Consider the following 18,204-nt stretch of genomic DNA (forward strand, 5'->3'; position numbering starts at 1 on the left):
TGTTAGTTTAAGTTATTCTATCATATAGATACAGTGCAGTAAACTACTCTTATCAGAATGACTGAAAAATTTAAATCAAACAACAATATTGTCTATTCTTGCAAGTATCATGTTATTTTTTGCCCCAAATACAGACGAAAAGTACTGGTTAATTCTATTGCCTCTAGGCTCAAGGAGTTGCTTGCTACTATTGCTATTGAGATTAAAGTTGAAATTTTAGAAATGGAAATAATGCCAGACCACGTACATTTATTGATAGATGTTGACCCTCAGTTTGGAGTACACCGAGCAGTGAAGAGGTTCAAGGGTACAACATCTAGATATTTGCGGTTGGAGTTTCCTGAGTTGAAAAGCCGCTTACCATCTTTGTGGACTAACTCTTATTTTGTATCCACAGTTGGCGGCGCAACTTTGGACACTATTAAAATGTACATCCAAAATCAAAACGAAACTTGACTGCGAATAAATTCGCCTGCGGCTTACCCCCATAAATAAATTTAGGGGCTTGCACGCCACGACTTATCCGGTCACAAGCTTCTGTGCGTAGTTTACCGCCGTAGGCATCGCTCCTATTGAAAAAATCCTAAGTAGTTTTCTGTTGATATTTGAGATATTCTTGGCGGCTAGCGTTCAACATCGGTTACTATGACTAATCGCGTAGCTTCAGTTTTAAAATTTACACTAATGTTTAATATTTAACTTGTAATTATGCTAACCAGTGTTGACCGTTTATTATTTGTCCGGCGAGTCCCAATTTTTAAGGAATTGCGGGATGATTTTATTGTGCGGCTCACTTCAGTAATGAACGAATTGTCATTTCCAGCTAATTACACGATTTTTCGGCAGGGAGAAGAAGGGCGATCGCTCTATATTGTCGTGTCAGGCCGAGTTAAAGTTCACATTGGCAATAAACAGTTGGCAGAGGTAGAACAGGGAAAATACTTTGGTGAGATGGCAGTATTTGATACTCAACCTCGTTCTGCCACTGCAACGACTCTGGAACCTTGCGAATTTTTGGAACTGACCCAAGAGCAGCTGTATGATGCGATCGAAGAAACTCCCGAAATTGCGGTGAATATCATTCGTGAGTTATCCCGTCTGATTCGTAAGTTGAATGACGATCTGAGTGTCACCTCTTTGCGGAGTTAATTCTCTGATAGTTTTTAATTCACCCTACTAGGTTTTGTGTTTGTTTAAATCCATGTTTCTATAGATGCTAGTTTTCGACATTCTTGAAGAAACTGCTGAGGAATTTCTCTACTTTCTCCCCAGTGCAAATGCACATAAGAAGCATGAACATTCGCAGGTAAACCCCATCCTTCGCATCCCATATTTTCCTCACAATCGTAGCGAGAAGTTTCAAATAGGGGCTGAGTCGGATTTAAGGTTAAATGGGAACGATGAAACTCATGTCCGTAGACAGTTGTATTTACCTTGACTAACAGATTATTTTGCAAAGCTACTGCCCGACGATAGCCTAAAGTTAAACGCCCACCCATTACAGCAGATGTTGGTAAAACTCCCGCCATTGACCAAGATTTACCCTCAAAATCGATAATCTGCTCACATAAATACATTAATCCTCCGCATTCGGCAACTGTCGGCATTCCTTGAATAATTGCTGTTTTGACTGCATCACGAACGCTAGTATTTTCTGCTAATTGCTGGGCAAAAACTTCTGGGAAACCTCCGCCAAAATACATTCCCTGCACATCTTTTGGTATTGCAGCATCTTCTAGGGGACTCCAGAAAACCAGTTCTGCACCAAGTTGTTGCAGCAAATCGAGATTATCTTGATAGTAGAAATTAAAAGCGCGATCGCGGGCTACTGCAATCTTGACGGGAGAAGAGGGGGGATGAGGGGGATGAGGGGGATGAGGGAGAGGTTTTGATTTTAATAAAGGTAATAAATGTTGCCAATCGAAGCAAGTATCTCCTAAATCGGCAAGACGATTAATTAAAGCGTTGAGTTCGGGAAGTTCTGCTGTGGGTACTAAACCCAAATGGCGATCGGGAATTGTGATGTTATCTTGACGGCGCAGGACGCCGAGAATAGGTAATTGTAAGGGTTCTAGAGAATCTTTCAGTAGAGAGAGATGGCGATCGCTCCCGACGCGATTTAATACTACCCCAGCTATTTTAATTCTGGGATCAAAAGACCGATAGCCATGAGCGATCGCAGCTACAGAACCAGACAAACGACTACAATCAATCACCAACACCACCGGCAAATCTAACAGCCGCGCAATGTGTGCCGTACTTGCAAAGTCACTAATTTGTCCTTTGTCATTAGTCATTAGTCCTTGATCGTTTGCAAATGACAAAGGACTAATGACTAATGACGAAATTCCATCAAATAACCCCATCACCCCTTCGACTAGGGCATATTCACTCAGTTGGCTATGACGGGCAAAACATTGCTGAATGTAGGCCTCAGAAGTCAACACTGGGTCTAAATTGCGACAAGGACGACCAGTTACATGTTGATGAAACATCGGATCAATGTAGTCTGGGCCTACCTTGAAAGATTGCACCAGGCGATTGCGACGGCGTAAAGATGCTAAAAGAGTGAGCGTGACTGTTGTCTTACCCACCCCACTACGTTCCCCAGCAATTACTAAAGCCATAAATGAAACAAATTATTATGCAGCAACTATTTTGACTATTGGCTGTGTGTCTATCGTCGCTTTTTGCAAAAGCAGATGCACCAGTTTCTAAAATCAACTAACTCAAACTTATACCAATTAGAAACAATAAAACTAGCCAATTAGGGGAGTTAGGCTGAAAAAATTTGTCTAATAATAATATAAACCACGTCAATCTTGAAACCTATAGTTCTTCCATGATGAAAAGGATTTGCCCTCATCCCCCAACCCCGAATCCCAGAGAGAGGGATTCGGGGAGCCAGAATTTCAAACTCCCTCTCCCAGAGAGAGGGAGAGGGATTTAGGGAGAGGGTGAAAACTACGGTTCTCAACTTAGATTTGGTTTAGTTGGAGATTAGCCGAGATTCAGATAGCAATAAGCTACCAGAAGAGGAACGTTTTATGATAGTTGTGCATCATCTTAACAACTCGCGATCGCAGCGTGTGCTGTGGTTGCTTGAGGAATTAGGTATCGAATACGAGATCAAATTCTATGAACGCGATGCAAAGACGATGCTGGCACCGGAGTCGCTGCGCCAAGTGCATCCGCTTGGCAAATCACCAGTGATCACAGATGCAGACCTCACCATCGCTGAGTCAGGCGCCATCATCGAATACCTCGTTAATCGCTATGGTAATGGTCGCCTAGTTCCGGCATCCGGTACGCCGGAGCATCTGCGCTATACATATTGGCTGCATTACGCCGAAGGCTCTGCAATGCCACTTCTGGTCATGCGGGTAGTATTGAACAATTTCGGGGCAGGGGACAGCAGCGTTGTTAGCGGATTCGTCGCGCCCCAGATCAAACTTCACTTTGACTACATAGAAGCCGAACTCCGTAAAAATACGTGGTTTGTCGGTGAAGAATTTACCGCCGCCGATATCCAAATGAGCTTTCCCCTCGAACTAGTGGCTATGCTCCCCGAAGAGGTGGAGAGCCGACCAAAGCTCAAAGAATTTATCGATCGCATTCATGGCCGACCTGCTTACAAACGCGCCCTTGAGCGTGGAGGCAAATACAACGTATCTTTTCAATAATTTAGGACTTACGCAAAAACCCTCTCAAACTCTCATTCCTCCGTGACCTCTGCGCCTAATAAGGTTCGTTTTCCTTTACCCGTGCGTAAGTCCTATAATTATAAAAATTCCCCCCTTCACGACGCGGGAAGGGGGGTAGTGGGGTTAGGTCTAAACTAATTCGCCAATTTGAAAATATTTGCTGTCACTGCCAGACTTTCTTCAAAAAGTGACTCACGGCCCCAGCGTTGCACCTGCTGACTCAGCAAAGCTTCCGCCTTTTGTTCCGAAAGTGAAGTCACCTGTTGAAACAGACCGGCAGATTGAGCGCCACCGTGGGTTTCCATCCGCATACAACCGCCAGTTTCCGAGCAGATAACTGTACCACAGTCTGCTTGGGCATTTGTCGAGCTGAGGCGCAAGGCAATCAAATCGCCGATAATATCGCCTACATCAGCAACCGGAACTCCTGCTAACTCTGCTTCTACTTGTCGCTGCTCTTGAGCAATAAAATGGATGCGAGTGATGTCATAATCACCGCTTTCCTTTTCATAAGAAACTGGCTGCCATTGCAACCGACTTGCCAGCCAACCCAAAAACAGCAAAGCTTGGGCAGGGTTGCCTTTTTCGTAATCAATCGTAACGCGGTCAACTTCTTTGAGGGCGGCGCGACGATTAGGTGAGTCGTAAGCCTCAGCTGTCAATTCCTGCCATGATGCGAGGCGACGCCAGTTTAAGTCAGCTAAAGGTACACCCGTTTCTACCAACTCTTCTAAGCGGAGTAATTCTCTTTCTGGCTCGTTAAAGTTGCAAGAATCTACAATCACATTATTGCAGACTGCTCCTAGGCGCTTGAATAGACCGTTGTTAGGGTCTGGTGTTGCCTTCCACCAGAGAAACTTTGGCAAGCCGCCAATCAATAATGCTGGAATCATGCCACCGATGCGTTCTAAGGCAGCAGCAGTACCACTGAGAGTAATGTATTCGCAGCAAATCAGTGTGCTTGACGATTGCTTTTGGATGGGGCAATAGGCAGAAACTTGAGCCTTAACCCCTTCATCTTCGCCAGCAATGGGAAATAGGGCAATGATGCGGCAAGGGTTGCGGAGAGCGATTTCATCGGCAATTCTGGGGCTACCGCTATTTAACCCACTAGCAGAATGTTCTCCACCTCGCTGGCCTTTAGCGAATTCTTCTCGTAATACAGTGAGAGTTTCTGGTGTTGCTGTTCCGGTTTCTGGCAGACCATTTTTCTTTTGCACTTCTCGCAATGCTGCTGCCATCTGTGGCCCTAAAATCCCATCAATTGGGCCGTTGTAAAATCCTAAAGCAGCCAACAAATACTGAGTTTCTTCTGGTTCGTAGACTACTAAAGTAAACGTTGTTGCCCTAGTAACACTGGGAAGTCCACCGTTCTCGCCAGTAATGCCGTAGCTTTGCCAAATTTGATTTAGTTCGGCATCTATTTCGTTAAGCGAAATATCTTTTGGTGCCTGAAGTGAAAAAATAGTAGAAGTTTGCGTAGGCATAGTAGTTTTGAATTGTCAGTTTTGTTTGTTGAATAAATTAGGAGTTAGGAGTTAGGAGTTAGGAGTTAGGAGTTAGGAGTTAGGAGTTAGGAGTTAGGAGTTAGGAGTTAGGAGTTAGGAGAAATAGAATTATTAACTCAAAAACTCACAATTTATAACTCATCACTCATTACTCAATAATTTATCACTGATAACTCATCACTCTTAATTCATCACTCCTAACTCTTAACTCCTAACTTTCTACAGTCTGCGCCAGCGACGGCCATCCTGGTTAATTAGGAGTTCTGCTTGTTCTGGCTCCCAAGTACCGGCTTCGTATTGGGGAATAGTAGTCGGGTCGGCGGGTGCATCCCAAACGGAAAGGGCTGGTGTTACTACTTGCCAAGCTGCTTCTACTTCATCCGCGCGTGTGAACAATGTTTGATCGCCCATCATACAATCAAGGAATAGGCGATCGTAGGCATCAGATGTTGCTTGGATGCCAAAGGAACCATAACTAAAGTCCATATCAACGGAACGGGTGCGGAATTCTGCTCCTGGCATTTTCACATCAAAACGCAGGGAAATACCTTCATTTGGCTGAATCCGCATTGTCAAAATATTGGCGTTTAACTGTTGGGCGGCAGATTGGAACATCCGAGATGGAACTTCGCGGAAGTGAATGGCAATCTCACTGACTTTTTTCGGCATCCGCTTTCCAGTCCGCAAGTAGAAAGGAACACCTTTCCAGCGCCAGTTATCCACCAAAAACTTCATCGCTACATAAGTGGGTGTGGTGGAGTTGGGGTCAACGCCTGGTTCTGTCCGATATCCTGGCACTGCTTGACCCTTCATCCAGCCAGCACTGTATTGACCACGGACTGCTGACCGCGACAGATTGTGAACATCAGCTAAACGAGTAGCTCGGAGTATCTTCACTTTTTCTGTGCGGATACTGTCGGCATCCATTGCGTTGGGTGCTTCCATCGCCGTTAAGCAGTAAAGTTGCATGAGGTGATTTTGCAACATATCCCGCAGTGCGCCAGCGCTTTCATAGTAGCCAGCCCGGTCTTCCACGCCTACGGTTTCTGCTACGGTAATTTGTACGTGGTCAACAAATTGACGATTCCACAAGGGTTCAAAAATTGCATTGGCAAAGCGAAACACCAGCAAATTCTGGACTGTTTCTTTACCCAAGTAGTGGTCAATTCGGTATACTTGGTTTTCTTTGCAATATTTCTGTACCACTTGGTTAAGACTTTGGGCAGAAGCCAAGTCCCGACCAAAGGGTTTTTCAATTACTAGACGATGTTTGTAGGGATCTTCTAGCATTCCGCCGCTTCCTAGCTGCTTAATCGCTTCGGGAAAGAATGAAGGGGCAACGGAGAGGTAGAACATGCGATTGCCTCGCGTGCCCCGTTTTTCGTCTAATTCACTCAGTAAAGTTTTTAGTTTCTGGTAGCCTTCGGGGTTGTCTATATCCCCAGGACTGTAAAACAGACCTTGAGAGAAGTCTTGCCAGAGTTCGCCTAAATCGACATCAGGATGTGCCTCTGCCATGCCCTTCTGCATTTGTTCGCGGAAGTATTCATGGCTCCATTCTCGTCGGGCTACGCCAACAATGGTAGTTTCTGGAGGAATACGCCGTTCTCGCCGCAATTTGTAAAGGGCTGGCACTAGTTTGCGCCAGGTGAGATCACCAGAAGCGCCAAAGATAACTATAATCTGGGGTTCAGCCATCCCTTGTTGTTGCAGACCAACGCGCAAGGGATTTTCTAGCAGACTAACCATAGGAATTTTGGATTTTGGATTTTGGATTTTGAGATTGGGGACTGGGGCATGGGGCATTGGGAATTGGGCATGGGGCATGGGGCATTGGCTATTCCCTTCATCTCCCTCATTCCCCACTCCCCACTCCCCACTCCCCAGCCCTTACACTGGTGACAATACCTTGATCTTGTCTTCTAAAGAGTTCATCAAGGACTGGAAGGGCTGAATGAATTTGTCAATACCTTCAACTAACAGTTCATCCATGACGGCATCGAGATCGATGTTGATGTCGGGATCTTTGAGGTTTTCGATCAGCGTGTAAGCTTTATCTACATCTGTTTCTAAGCGATCGCCTACGTTACAATGATCGGCACAAGCTTTAATTGTCGCTGGTGGTACGGTGTTAACGGTATCTCGCCCAATCAACTCTTCGATATACATCACGTCGTTGTAGTTGGGGTCTTTGGTGCTAGTACTAGCCCAAAGTAGCCGTTGTACTGTAGCCCCTTTTGCTGCTAAGGCTTTCCAGCGATCGCTCTCGATAATTTTCTTGTATTCCTGGTAGGCAATCTTGGCGTTAGCGATCGCTACTTTTCCTTTAACAGCTCTTAGCCTTGCTTCCACAGAAATATCATCAACGCCTTTTTTCAACTTAGCATCAATTTTGGCGTCAATGTTGCTATCAATCCGGCTAAGGAAGAAGCTGGCGACTGAAGCAATTCTACTGATATCTTTGCCCTCAGCCAACCGTTTTTCTAAGCCACGAATATATGCCCAAGCTGTGTTTACGTAGCTTTCTACAGAAAACAGCAATGTTATATTAACATTCATCCCTTCGGCTATTACCTGCTCCACTGCTGGCAAACCAGGTTCTGTACCGGGAATTTTAATCATCAGATTTTCCCGACCAACTTCTTGAAAATAGCGTCGGGCTTCGCTTATTGTTGCTTCAGTATCATGGGCGATGGTTGGTGGGACTTCAATACTCACATAACCATCTAGTCTATCCGAGGCTTCATAAACAGCGCGTAAAATATCACAAGCATTACGGATATCTGCAAAAACGAGAGATTCGTAAATTTTGTCTATGGGTAAGTTAGCACGAACTCCGGCTTCTATATCGGCATCATAAATGACGTTACCTGCGATCGCTTTTTCAAAAATAGCTGGGTTAGAAGTAATCCCAGATATCCCTTGAGTTTCAACCAGGTCTTTGAGTTCACCTGATTGAATAATGTCACGGGTCAAATTATCCATCCAGATACTTTGACCGTATTGTTTAATTTCTAGTAGATGATTCGTAGACATAGCTCTAATTTGTTTCACTCCTGTATAGTGATGTTTCTAAGTAAGTTGGCAAAACCCATCAAAATTTGATGCTTACTTTTGAATTGTGGCGTTGCAAATCACTTATCGCATCGGCCACCTGAGATAATCTTTAATACATTTTCAAGAAATGCTATTCTGCATAGCCAATCTTAAATCACCATGATTAACTTTTAATTAATGCCAGATGCTAGACGCATCCTTGATCCTTTTATTACCGTCTTCGAGGGCAGTATGGCAAAAATAACTATCCAGTTGAAAAAGTTTAAAAAGCTTTATTTACAAGCTTTGTTTTCTTCTAAATCGTGCCTTTTTACAGTAGTACAGATTCCAAATCAACGAAACTCTTACGCTGTATTGATGCGTGAATGCGTGAATTTTGCCTTGCGGTACTAGTGGCCGTTTTGAATAAAAGACTCCACCTTTGCTACATCCTCTTTGCTACCAATAATTAAAGGTGTGCGTTGATGCAATTTTTTCGGTACCACATCCAAGATATCCATCAATCCTGTAGTGGCGCGACCGCCTGCTTGTTCAATCAAAAAGGCTAGAGGAGCAGTTTCATAAAGCAAGCGCAATTTACCTTCTGGGTTTTGAATTGTGCCTGGGTAGAGAAACACGCCGCCTTGAACTAAAATTCTATGAATGTCGCTCACCATTGCGCCGCTATAACGAGCGCTGTAGCCTTCTGTGCGATGAACGTAGCGGATATATTCTCGAATCGATTCTTCCCACTGCCAGAAGTTCCCTTCGTTCACGCTGTAAACAGAACCGTGCTTAGGAATGCGGATATTTTCTTCTGTGAGAATAAACTCTCCTAAGCTGGGATCAAGGACAAAGGAATGAACGCCTTTACCTATAGTATAAACCAGCATTGTGCAGGGACCATACAAGATATATCCAGCAGCAAGCTGCTTACGTCCGTTGGTAAGGAGGTCAGTTGCCTTACCATCGCTATCACTTCCTTCTTGTTGGCGAATGGCAAAAATGGAACCTAAGCTGAGATTATTATCAGTGTTGGATGAGCCGTCAATTGGGTCATACAGCAGAGTATAGCGACCAATGGGGCAATTTTCCGGGATATAGTAGGGTTTTTCCATTTCCTCAGAAGCTAGGCGACAGACTAAGCCGCTTTGCTTAAAAACTGAAATAAATACATCATTGGCATAGACATCCATCTTTTTGACGGATTCTCCTTGGACATTAACTTCCCCAGTAAACCCGAGAACGCCTTCCATTAAACCAGCGCGACTCATGCGGCGAGCAACCAGTTTGCCTGCAAGGGCGATACGATTCATCAGCGCACTTAAATCCTGTGCATCTGGCGAAAAACTCTGAAGTTGCTGTAGAACGTGACGCGATAAGGTCGTACAATCACGATCTAAAGCTAAGTCTGTAATTTCATTGATAGACGATTCTATTGAATCTGGCGCTTTAGCCATTTTTATGTTCTCCGCAGCCACTAGCTGTTAATTGGGTTTTAGTCGTGTATGGCAACTTATGGTTGCTGCTTCTATCTTAGAAAGGTAATTTGATAACTTAGATGCGACTTTAGATAAACTAAAGAAATGAATTTTCAGTGACTCCTGCGCTCAGAGCCTAGATACGTAGTAATTTGTCTAAGACATCACCAATATTGAGTTAGGGATTTACTTAAAACAAGGGCAACGAACTCACTAAGTATTATGTGCAGCCTGAGCTACCCTGAAGCTATGGTAAAACAGGTTTATATTTATCATTTGGGCTTGAGAACTGCTTTTGTTCAACTACAATCCATTAAAGTGCCTACTTTCATCAGCAGAATTGCCTTCTGACGAAACTTTTGTAGATTACAAACTGTAAATATTATTTGCCAACTTATTGTTAGCGATATTAGCTGCTATTTGGCAAAACCGTGATGATTGGTTTTTTGGGATCAACACGGGAATAATTTATTTATAAGTAGGTAGGCGTAATTAAATATAAAATAAAACCTCACCCTCAATCCCTCTGCTTATTAATGAGAGGGAAGCCGGATTGAGGGTGAGGTTTTATATTTAATTTGACCTACTTACTTACAACCAATAAACCTGCCATTGTCCCCGATAGGTTTTTAATGGGTATAGAACGTTTTGTTGGAAAAAATGGGGGTTCTAGTTATAGCATTTTTTAATCAAATGAGGTAGATCAGAGGAAGCTGTATTTTTAGTTTTTAAAGATATCATGAATCATGCTATTTGCTAGTTAAGATAAACAGTGGAAACACTAAATTATCGGAGTGAGAAACGTGGCACTTATTCAGGGCACCTCTGCAAACAACTATCTAGTTGGGACTCAAGGAAACGATCAAATATACGGCTATGGAGGCGATGACACTCTAAGAGGTGGGCTAGGTAATGACTACTTAGAGGGAGGAAATGGTAATGACTATCTCACTGGTGGTGGTGGTAGAGATACTTTTGTCCTGAATTACTCAGGTGGCGGTATTGATACAATTACAGACTTCTCAGTTAACGACGATATTCTTAAAATTACTACCCCGACGATTAGCTCCTCTCAGTATCTTATCGATCCACTATCATCTCTGAGCAATTATGAAGCGGTTGATGAAAATGGTACTATTAACTCTACTAAGTTTACAAGTGGTTCACAAACGCTCGGATCGATTACCATTAGCCAATCTGGTAATATTTTTACATATAACGCAAGTAGTGGTGCTCTATTTTATTTGAATCAGCAGATAGCCTGGTTACCTCGTTACCTTGACTGGAATTCAACTACTATAGTGCCTTCAATAGGTAATAGTAATATTTCATGAATCAAAAATTTAACTCTCCACCAGAGTTTCCTACTAGAGTTGGGGGAGCCAAACTCCCCTTCTACTGTGTATACATAAACGAGGGGTTCGGATTTTGATTACGGAATTGTTGTTCTAGCTGCGATCGCCTTATTTTGTTTCTTTACCAATCTCATCTGTAATCCTAATTGCCAGTTAAAATCATCAGTATAAACACTAATTTATCCCGGAGTAACGAACGTGGCAATTATTCAAGGCACTGCTGGAAACGATTATCTAGTTGGGACTCAAGGAAACGATCAAATATACGGACATCAAGGTAATGACACTCTAATAGGTGGGCTGGGTAATGACTACTTAGAGGGAGGAAGTGGTAATGACTATCTCATCGGTGGTAGTGGTAGAGATACCTTTGTCTTGGATTACTCAGGTGGCGGTATTGATACAATTACAGATTTCTCAGTTAACGACGATATTCTTAAAATTAATACCTCTACTATTAGCAGTATTAGCAGCACTAACGCTATCTCTAAAACTTATCAAGGCGATGACACTCTAACAGGTAAATTGGGTAAAGACTCTTTATCCTTATTAGGAGGAGTTGATAATGACATTCTGACTGGTAGTAAGGATGGTGACACCTTTACTTCTATTAAAGCTTCTAAGAATGATATTAAATTGGCTAACTCTAGAACTGATATTTTAGCATCAACAAAAGTTTCGAGTCAGGACATGAAACTTTCTGATCCTATAAATCCATCTTCATCTCCACAACTAACAATAATTGGTGGGGGTGTGGGACTTCCTAGTTATTTTAGCTATAACGCAAACACTGGTGCTCTATCTTATCTTAGTCAGCAGTTAGCTTGGCTACCTTGTAACCTTCACTTTGCTAACTATTTGTAAATAAAAGGGTCAGTCACCCCCTGCTCCCCCTGCTCCCCCTGCTCCCCCTGCTCCCCCTGCTTACCAAAACGATTGATTATTTTTTATTTGTCAGTCCCTTATTGCTAGTCTACACAAGCAAGAAAGGGCGATTTGCAAAAGGCTGAAAGACGTATTTAGGTTGATATACAGGCTGATTCTTTGGTAAAGTGCATAAGTCTTAAAATTCATACAGTCACTACTGTCACCACAGCAGATTAGTAATCAAAAACCTAACCTTCTAGCAGAGTTACCTGGAGAGGAGTAGAAACAAAGGTTCGCACAAGCATTACTAAAGTGGTGTTCTGTCTTGCAATGAATTAACTTTCAAGGGTTAGGAGATAAGTTTTGTGAGTTTAAGAAGTTGGTTTGATCGCGTTTGCCACTTAGGTTTGTCTGGCTTGGTGATTCTAGGGAGTACGATTGGAATACAAGCACGCGATCGCACATCCGCTCAGGTGACTCCCGATCGCTCTGTGGGAACTCAAGTGCAGCAAAGAATCGATGGCACTACCTTCGATATTACAGGGGGTACAACCGTTGGCAATACAAATTTATTCCATAGTTTCAGCAACTTTAGTATTACAAGTGACCAGGTAGTTAATTTCCAAAACGCCCCTACCATCAACAATATTTTGGTGCGAGTTACAGGGAGAAATCTCTCTGACATCGAGGGAACACTTCAAACTCAAGGTAAAGCTAATTTCTTTTTAATGAATCCCAATGGCATCATATTTGGAGCAAATGCCAACTTAAATATTAACGGTTCATTTATCGGCACAACAGCTAGTGCGATCCGGTTTCCGGGTGGTGGAGAATTTTCCATGACTTCACCGGTCAATCCGGTTAACCCCTTGCTGAGTGTGAATCCTTCTGCATTTCTATTCAATCAAATTGCATCCCAGCCTGTTAACCCGATTCAAGTCAATGAAGCAATTCTATCCGTTCCTGAGAGTCAGAGTTTAGTCCTATTGGGAGGGGATGTGAATTTAGAAGGAGCGTACGTGTTTACTCAAGATGGTCGAATCGAATTAGGAGGATTGGCAGCAGGGGGAACAGTAGGGTTGAACATTGATAACAACAATTTCCGCTTAAGTTTTCCTGAGAGTGTAGCGCGAGCAGATGTATCTCTTACCAATCAAACTACAGTAAGTGCTAGTGGTGAAGGCGGTGGTGGTGTCCAAATACAAGGCAGGCGCGTTACATTCGATAGTTCAGATGTTGCGGTTGATGCCCTAGTCTCAAAATCGGGAGGAACATTAGGGGTGAACGCATCGGAGTCAATAAAACTTTCGGGAGGAAGTCGTCTATTAACTGAGACAACAAACTCTGGAAATGCAGGAGACTTAAGGATTGAAACTGGGCGGTTGATTGTTCAAGATGGTTCGCAGATTTCAGCTTCCACTTCTTTAGAATCTACAGGAGGGGGAGGAACTTTGTTTGTCAACGCCAGGGACTCTATCCAACTCATTGGAACTTCGCCAATTATAGAAGGTGAAAAACCTACACCTAGTGGCTTGTTCACCATAACACAAGGTACTGGAAATGCCGGAGAATTGAAGATTGAAACTGGGCAATTGATTGTTCAAGATGGAGCAAAAATTTCAGCTTCCACTTCTCCTGAATCTACAGGAGCGGGAGGAACTGTGTCTGTCAACGCCAGAGACTCTATCCAACTTATTGGAGGAAATGGTGAGAGTAGAAGCGGCTTATTTGTTGGGACTCAATCTACTGGAAATGCCGGAAACTTAAATATAAAAACTGGGCAATTAACTGTTCAAGATGGAGCGCAGGTTTCAGCTTCCACTTCTAAAGAATCTACAGGAGCGGGAGGAAGCATTATAGTTAACACTGGAGAATTAAATGTCTTAAATAACGCTGACATAACTGTGAGCAGTCAAGGCACAAATAAGGCAGGGGATTTGGTAATCACCGCTCGTTCTATTAAATTGGATGAGCAAGGTAAGCTGATTGGGCAAGCTAACTCCGGTGATGGTGGCAATATTACGCTGAATTTGCAAGACTTATTGTTACTGCGTCGTAACAGTGAGATTTCTACCTCAGCAGGTACTAGTGGGGCTGGTGGAAATGGCGGTAATATCAACATCAATATCCCTAAGGGCTTCATCGTTACCAAACCAAATGAAAACAGCGATATCACCGCCAATGCATTTAGTGGTAGTGGTGGGAGCGTCACAATTAAAGCTACTAATATTTTTGGAATTGCACCACTAACTAGCGAAGACCTTAAAAAGTTGCGCCCTACGGATTTAGACCCGCGTCAACTTCAGACAAATGATATTACGGCAGTTTCCCAAACAAGACCTAATTTAAGCGGCATTATAAATATCAACACGCTCGATGTTGACCCTTCTCAAGGATTAATTAACTTACCAGCCGTACCAGTTGATACCAAAGTGGCGCAATCTTGTCAAGTCCGTACTGCTGAAAATCAAAACAGTTTTACGATCACCGGACGCGGCGGCTTACCACCCAACCCCAGAACTGAACCCCTTACTCCTGATGCAGTTCAACTAGATTGGGTAACTCTCAACCCAAAGGGTGAAAACCGTGTTAGTACAAATTCAAATCAGTCCAAGAGTTCCAATCCGGCGCCGATTGTGGAAGCGCAAGGGTGGGTGATAAATGCTAAAGGTGAAGTTGTACTCACGGCTGATGCGCCGAAAGCTTTGCCTCATAGTTCCTGGCTTACTCCTGCTTCTTGTTTGTAAACAACCAGGTTATACAATAGACATCTCCGAAAAAGAATGTAGAGACGCGAAATTTCACGTCTCTACAAGGGTTTCATTTTGCAGTTAATTTCCGGAGATGTCTAATCTGAGAATTCAGGTCATCTGGAAAACCTCACTTCTATTTCTCTCTTCCTTTAAGGAGGAGCCTTGAGGGGGCGATAAAGCCCGACAGCCAAGCACGTGGCGTCAGAGACTTTGAATTTTCCCGCTTAGGAACAAGAATTAAATAACATACAATTTTATATCCCAAGCTTACCTCACCCTCAATCCCTCTCCGATGTATTGGAGAGGGATCGTGATAATTGATGAAGTTTTGCATTTTATTTAATCCACGTTCCTTAGAGCGTCGGGAAGGGGGTTAGGTTAATGGTTAGCTTTTCCACATAACCTGAATTGTCAGGTTATAGCCAGTTGCCTACTAAAACATAGGGTGCCCAGAAATATGGAGCTTTTTCCTTGGCAAAGACACCTAATTGGGCCCGCTGGAGTGCCTGGGCTTTATTCACCCCAGCCTTTAGCTGTCGATAGAACTCACTCATGACATCGGCGGTGGAGCGATCGTCTATTGACCACAATGTTGCTAGTGTACTGCGTACCCCCGCCCGCATAGCTATCCCAGCCAGTCCCAAAGCTGCTCGTTTGTCTCCCTCAGCAGTTTGACAAGCACTGAGGACGAGTAATTCAATGCCACTAAATCGGTTTTTGTCACTAACTCGCAGTAGATTATCAAATTCTTTGACCTTAACCAGTTTATCCCAGGTGAGAATAAAGGTTTTGTCAGCATCAGAACTAAATTCACCGTGAGTTGCTAGATGAACCACGGAGAAGGGAACTGTTTGCAACTTATTTTGCAGGTTTGTTTGGGTAAACTGTTGATTTAAAAGTTCTTCACTCTTAGATACCTCAGATTTGATTTCTTTTAATTCCCGTGGTACATTTTCTAATTGGGGAAATTCTTTGCCTTCAACTGGGCGTTTTTCGCTGACTCCAGCAGTTAAAGCATTTAGCTGTATCTGTCGCAAAGGTTTGGGATCGAGGAGTTGCAAACCTGGTGTTAAGGCGATCGCATATTTCTCTACCAGATATTTTTCTTGCTGTTTGTCGTAGAGAACCGCCATCGGGATATTCCGCAACTCACCATCTAGGACAAACACTAAGGTTTTTATCCCACTATTGACTAACTCTGTTTGTGCTGGTCGAATTAACCAATCATATATTTGTTGGGACTGCTGCTTAACCCGAGCAGTTGCGGTGACATTTAGTAAGTTTTTCCGCAGTTTTGCTATTATGTTTTCCACATCACTTTGAGCTATTACAGTTTTGTAGTGGCGCAAGTCTTGATTAGGCAATTTGAGGATAACATCTAGGCGGTCTGGTAAAATAATTGGATAGATCACTGCTGCTTGTTGGTCTTTTTTATCAACCACTGGGTCAAGTGCCTGTGTAGGATTTAAACAGGCTGACCGAAAGAAGTTATCCAGTTCTGCTAATTGCAGAGATTCAATTACATCACGAGCCAGCTTTAGATTGTCTTGATTAATACCCTGTTGTGGCGATCGCAAAGCGTTAGTCTTTAGTAGAGAAGCGTCTTGTTGATCTAGCTTCTCAAAAGGAACAGAAGCGCTGCTACCTTGGGGAGAACGCAACAGCAATTCAACTAACTCTCGATACACAGGTTCGATATTTTCCCGGAAGGAAAACTGAACGTCTGGATTGATGGCTACTAAATCGCCACGCAGAGATTGAAGGGTTTTATAGGCTACATTATAAGATGCGATCGCGCCTTTAATATCTCCCTCTTTTTTCAGTATGCGTCCTAGTTGCCATTGCCACTGATAAGCAATATCTGATGCATTAATACTTTGGGCTATGAATAAAGCTTTCTCGGTAAGCTCTTGAGCATCAGAAAACTGTTTGGTCTTTTCATATAACTCACCAAGACTACCCATAGCATAAGATTCTGCTCGTCGGTCTTGCAAGCTTTGCGCCTGCTCGATGGCGGTGGACAATTGCTGGGCAATGTTCAGCCATGAGGGGGTATTTATGCTAGTTTTTTCTTTTAATTGGGTGAGATTTTGGGCAAATTTAATCCGAGTATATACGGAGGTTCGGCTGGGTGGCAAGTTGCTAATTTCTGACTGAATTTGAGACGATAACGCCAACGCATCTAGGTCTTGCTTTTTTTCCAGAAGTAGACTAAGTAAGTTTAGGTGAGCCGCGATGCGTGTAATGGAGGGAACAGATACAGCCGCAGCCTCTTGGTAGTATTGTAAAGCTGCTTGAGTGTCTTGTTGGGCGCGGGCTGTGTTGCCTAAACTGAGTTGAGCCTCTGCGATCGCTTTTGGAGATTGGACTCGCTTTGCCACTGCTAAACTTTTCTGCAATATCAACCGTGATACGTTTAAATCACCGACAACTCGGCGGACGTTGCCAAGACTACGCAGCCCTGTGGCGACAATAAGTGAGTCGGGAAGGCTGGTAAGGGTTTGCTGTACTTCGTTTAAAATTTTGTTAGCCTGAAGGTAAAGCCCTAAAGCTTGAAAAGCTTGTGTAGAGTTAATCCGGTTTCGAGTTAATTTAACCTTGTCGCCTATTTGCTGATAAATATCAGCAGCTTTTTGCCAGGTAGTTAAAGCCGTTTCTGCTTGTCCTTGTGCGAGTTGTAACTGCCCTTGCACATCTAGGGCTTGTGCAATAATTTGGGAACGCTCACCAGAAGTGCCAGTATTTTCCCCTGACTCTAATAATTTTAAACATTGAGCGATCGCTTCCTCTGCTTCAGCCCACAAGCCAAGTTGCTGATCAGCCAAGGAAAGATTACTCAACGTCATCGCTTCTTGTAATCCATCCCTAGAGGTTTTAAACGCAGCAGCAGCCTGTTGCAAAACTTTGACCGCTTCAGTAAACTGTCCCGTGTCGTATAATTTTTTGCCCTCTTCTACTAAGCTTTGCGTTTGGGATGAGTCGCTTTTCAGGGGGAGTAGGGAGGAGAAAATAGGGGATTCACTACTTCCTTGTCCCCACTCTCCTTGCTCGGTCAAATTTTGCATGGCAGAGTAGACAGCAGGAGGTTTTGCCAAAACAGGGGATAACGTTATGCATAGAAATGCAGTGAACAGCGCTAGTAAAAAATGATTTGGGCATCTCATACGCAATTATTAGAGGTTTTATTTTTTTTGAACCACAACCGATGACAAATGAATCTCGCGTTACGGTTCAATAACCCTATCCCCCTTAAAAAAACCTACGGTGTACACACAAGTCTGAAATAGCTGATTAACCAAGGTTTTACCCCACCCTGAACCTCCCCGATATATTGGGGAGGGAACTAGATTTCTTTTTTCCCCCGATGGATTGGGGGGATTAAGGGGGGTAATTCGACTTGTGTGTACACCGTAGCTTAAAAGGGGAGAATAGGGTTTGAGGGGATAATTTAAGAAATTACTAGTACAGCGCGGCGGAAATAAACAACCCATTTCAAATCA

Annotated in this window: 12 protein-coding genes; 6 read left to right on the forward strand and 6 right to left on the reverse strand. The window is 43.4% G+C overall.

The window, feature by feature from the left end; all coding sequences use genetic code 11:
* Positions 1–57: 57 nt before the first annotated feature.
* Both tnpA and V7K32_RS23835 read left to right on the forward strand, forming a co-directional pair.
* Complete coding sequence (gene tnpA / locus V7K32_RS23830; RefSeq protein WP_334996584.1) at positions 58–456, forward strand: IS200/IS605 family transposase; 399 nt, start codon at positions 58–60, stop codon at positions 454–456.
* A 252-nt stretch (positions 457–708) separates the two neighbouring features.
* Positions 709–1,149 carry a Crp/Fnr family transcriptional regulator gene (locus V7K32_RS23835; RefSeq protein WP_334883536.1) on the forward strand — a complete coding sequence of 147 codons (441 nt, stop codon included), beginning with the start codon at positions 709–711 and terminating at the stop codon, positions 1,147–1,149.
* Between the two features lie 44 nt (positions 1,150–1,193).
* Here V7K32_RS23835 and V7K32_RS23840 read toward each other — a convergent pair whose 3' ends face one another.
* On the reverse strand, positions 1,194–2,627 hold the full coding sequence (locus tag V7K32_RS23840) for a cobyrinate a,c-diamide synthase (protein ID WP_334996586.1): 1,434 nt from the start codon (positions 2,625–2,627) through the stop codon (positions 1,194–1,196).
* A 420-nt stretch (positions 2,628–3,047) separates the two neighbouring features.
* On the opposite strand from V7K32_RS23840, the gene V7K32_RS23845 reads away from it, so the two are divergent.
* Positions 3,048–3,683 carry a glutathione S-transferase family protein gene (locus tag V7K32_RS23845; RefSeq protein WP_334996588.1) on the forward strand — a complete coding sequence of 212 codons (636 nt, stop codon included), beginning with the start codon at positions 3,048–3,050 and terminating at the stop codon, positions 3,681–3,683.
* 155 nt (positions 3,684–3,838) lie between these two features.
* Here the strand turns inward: V7K32_RS23845 and opcA are convergent, their stop codons facing one another.
* The 4 genes from opcA to fbp form a co-directional block, all read right to left on the reverse strand.
* Positions 3,839–5,191: a glucose-6-phosphate dehydrogenase assembly protein OpcA gene (gene opcA / locus V7K32_RS23850; protein WP_334996590.1), complete on the reverse strand. Its 1,353-nt coding sequence runs from the start codon at positions 5,189–5,191 to the stop codon at positions 3,839–3,841.
* A gap of 240 nt (positions 5,192–5,431) precedes the next feature.
* Positions 5,432–6,961, reverse strand: a complete 1,530-nt coding sequence (gene zwf / locus V7K32_RS23855) for a glucose-6-phosphate dehydrogenase (protein ID WP_334996808.1) — start codon at positions 6,959–6,961, stop codon at positions 5,432–5,434.
* Positions 6,962–7,102: 141 nt separating this feature from the next.
* Complete coding sequence (tal, locus tag V7K32_RS23860; RefSeq protein ID WP_334996592.1) at positions 7,103–8,248, reverse strand: transaldolase; 1,146 nt, start codon at positions 8,246–8,248, stop codon at positions 7,103–7,105.
* 410 nt (positions 8,249–8,658) lie between these two features.
* The gene (gene fbp / locus V7K32_RS23865) at positions 8,659–9,708 is read right to left on the reverse strand and encodes a class 1 fructose-bisphosphatase (RefSeq protein WP_334996594.1); all 1,050 of its coding nucleotides are present in this window, start codon (positions 9,706–9,708) and stop codon (positions 8,659–8,661) included.
* Positions 9,709–10,532: 824 nt separating this feature from the next.
* Between fbp and V7K32_RS23875 the strand changes: the two genes are divergently transcribed.
* The 3 genes from V7K32_RS23875 (at position 10,533) to V7K32_RS23885 (ending at position 14,698) form a co-directional block, all read left to right on the forward strand.
* Positions 10,533–11,063 carry a calcium-binding protein gene (locus V7K32_RS23875; RefSeq protein ID WP_334996596.1) on the forward strand — a complete coding sequence of 177 codons (531 nt, stop codon included), beginning with the start codon at positions 10,533–10,535 and terminating at the stop codon, positions 11,061–11,063.
* A 219-nt stretch (positions 11,064–11,282) separates the two neighbouring features.
* On the forward strand, positions 11,283–11,948 hold the full coding sequence (locus V7K32_RS23880) for a calcium-binding protein (RefSeq protein ID WP_334996598.1): 666 nt from the start codon (positions 11,283–11,285) through the stop codon (positions 11,946–11,948).
* 368 nt (positions 11,949–12,316) lie between these two features.
* Entirely contained in the window at positions 12,317–14,698 is a 2,382-nt protein-coding gene (locus tag V7K32_RS23885; protein WP_334996600.1) for a two-partner secretion domain-containing protein, read from the forward strand.
* 422 nt (positions 14,699–15,120) lie between these two features.
* On the opposite strand, the gene V7K32_RS23890 is transcribed toward V7K32_RS23885, so the two are convergent.
* Positions 15,121–17,799, reverse strand: a complete 2,679-nt coding sequence (locus tag V7K32_RS23890) for a CHAT domain-containing protein (RefSeq protein WP_334996602.1) — start codon at positions 17,797–17,799, stop codon at positions 15,121–15,123.
* Positions 17,800–18,204 lie beyond the last annotated feature (405 nt).

This window comes from Nostoc sp. (assembly GCF_036917635.1).
GTDB lineage: Bacteria > Cyanobacteriota > Cyanobacteriia > Cyanobacteriales > Nostocaceae > Nostoc.

Excerpts from the sequence above, each read along its gene's own strand:
- tnpA (WP_334996584.1), top strand. The coding sequence starts at position 58 with ATGACTGAAAAATTTAAATCAAACAACAATATTGTCTATTCTTGCAAG.
- V7K32_RS23835 (WP_334883536.1), top strand. The coding sequence starts at position 709 with ATGCTAACCAGTGTTGACCGTTTATTATTTGTCCGGCGAGTCCCAATT.
- V7K32_RS23840 (WP_334996586.1), bottom strand. The coding sequence starts at position 2,627 with ATGGCTTTAGTAATTGCTGGGGAACGTAGTGGGGTGGGTAAGACAACA.
- V7K32_RS23845 (WP_334996588.1), top strand. The coding sequence starts at position 3,048 with ATGATAGTTGTGCATCATCTTAACAACTCGCGATCGCAGCGTGTGCTG.
- opcA (WP_334996590.1), bottom strand. The coding sequence starts at position 5,191 with ATGCCTACGCAAACTTCTACTATTTTTTCACTTCAGGCACCAAAAGAT.
- zwf (WP_334996808.1), bottom strand. The coding sequence starts at position 6,961 with ATGGTTAGTCTGCTAGAAAATCCCTTGCGCGTTGGTCTGCAACAACAA.
- tal (WP_334996592.1), bottom strand. The coding sequence starts at position 8,248 with ATGTCTACGAATCATCTACTAGAAATTAAACAATACGGTCAAAGTATC.
- fbp (WP_334996594.1), bottom strand. The coding sequence starts at position 9,708 with ATGGCTAAAGCGCCAGATTCAATAGAATCGTCTATCAATGAAATTACA.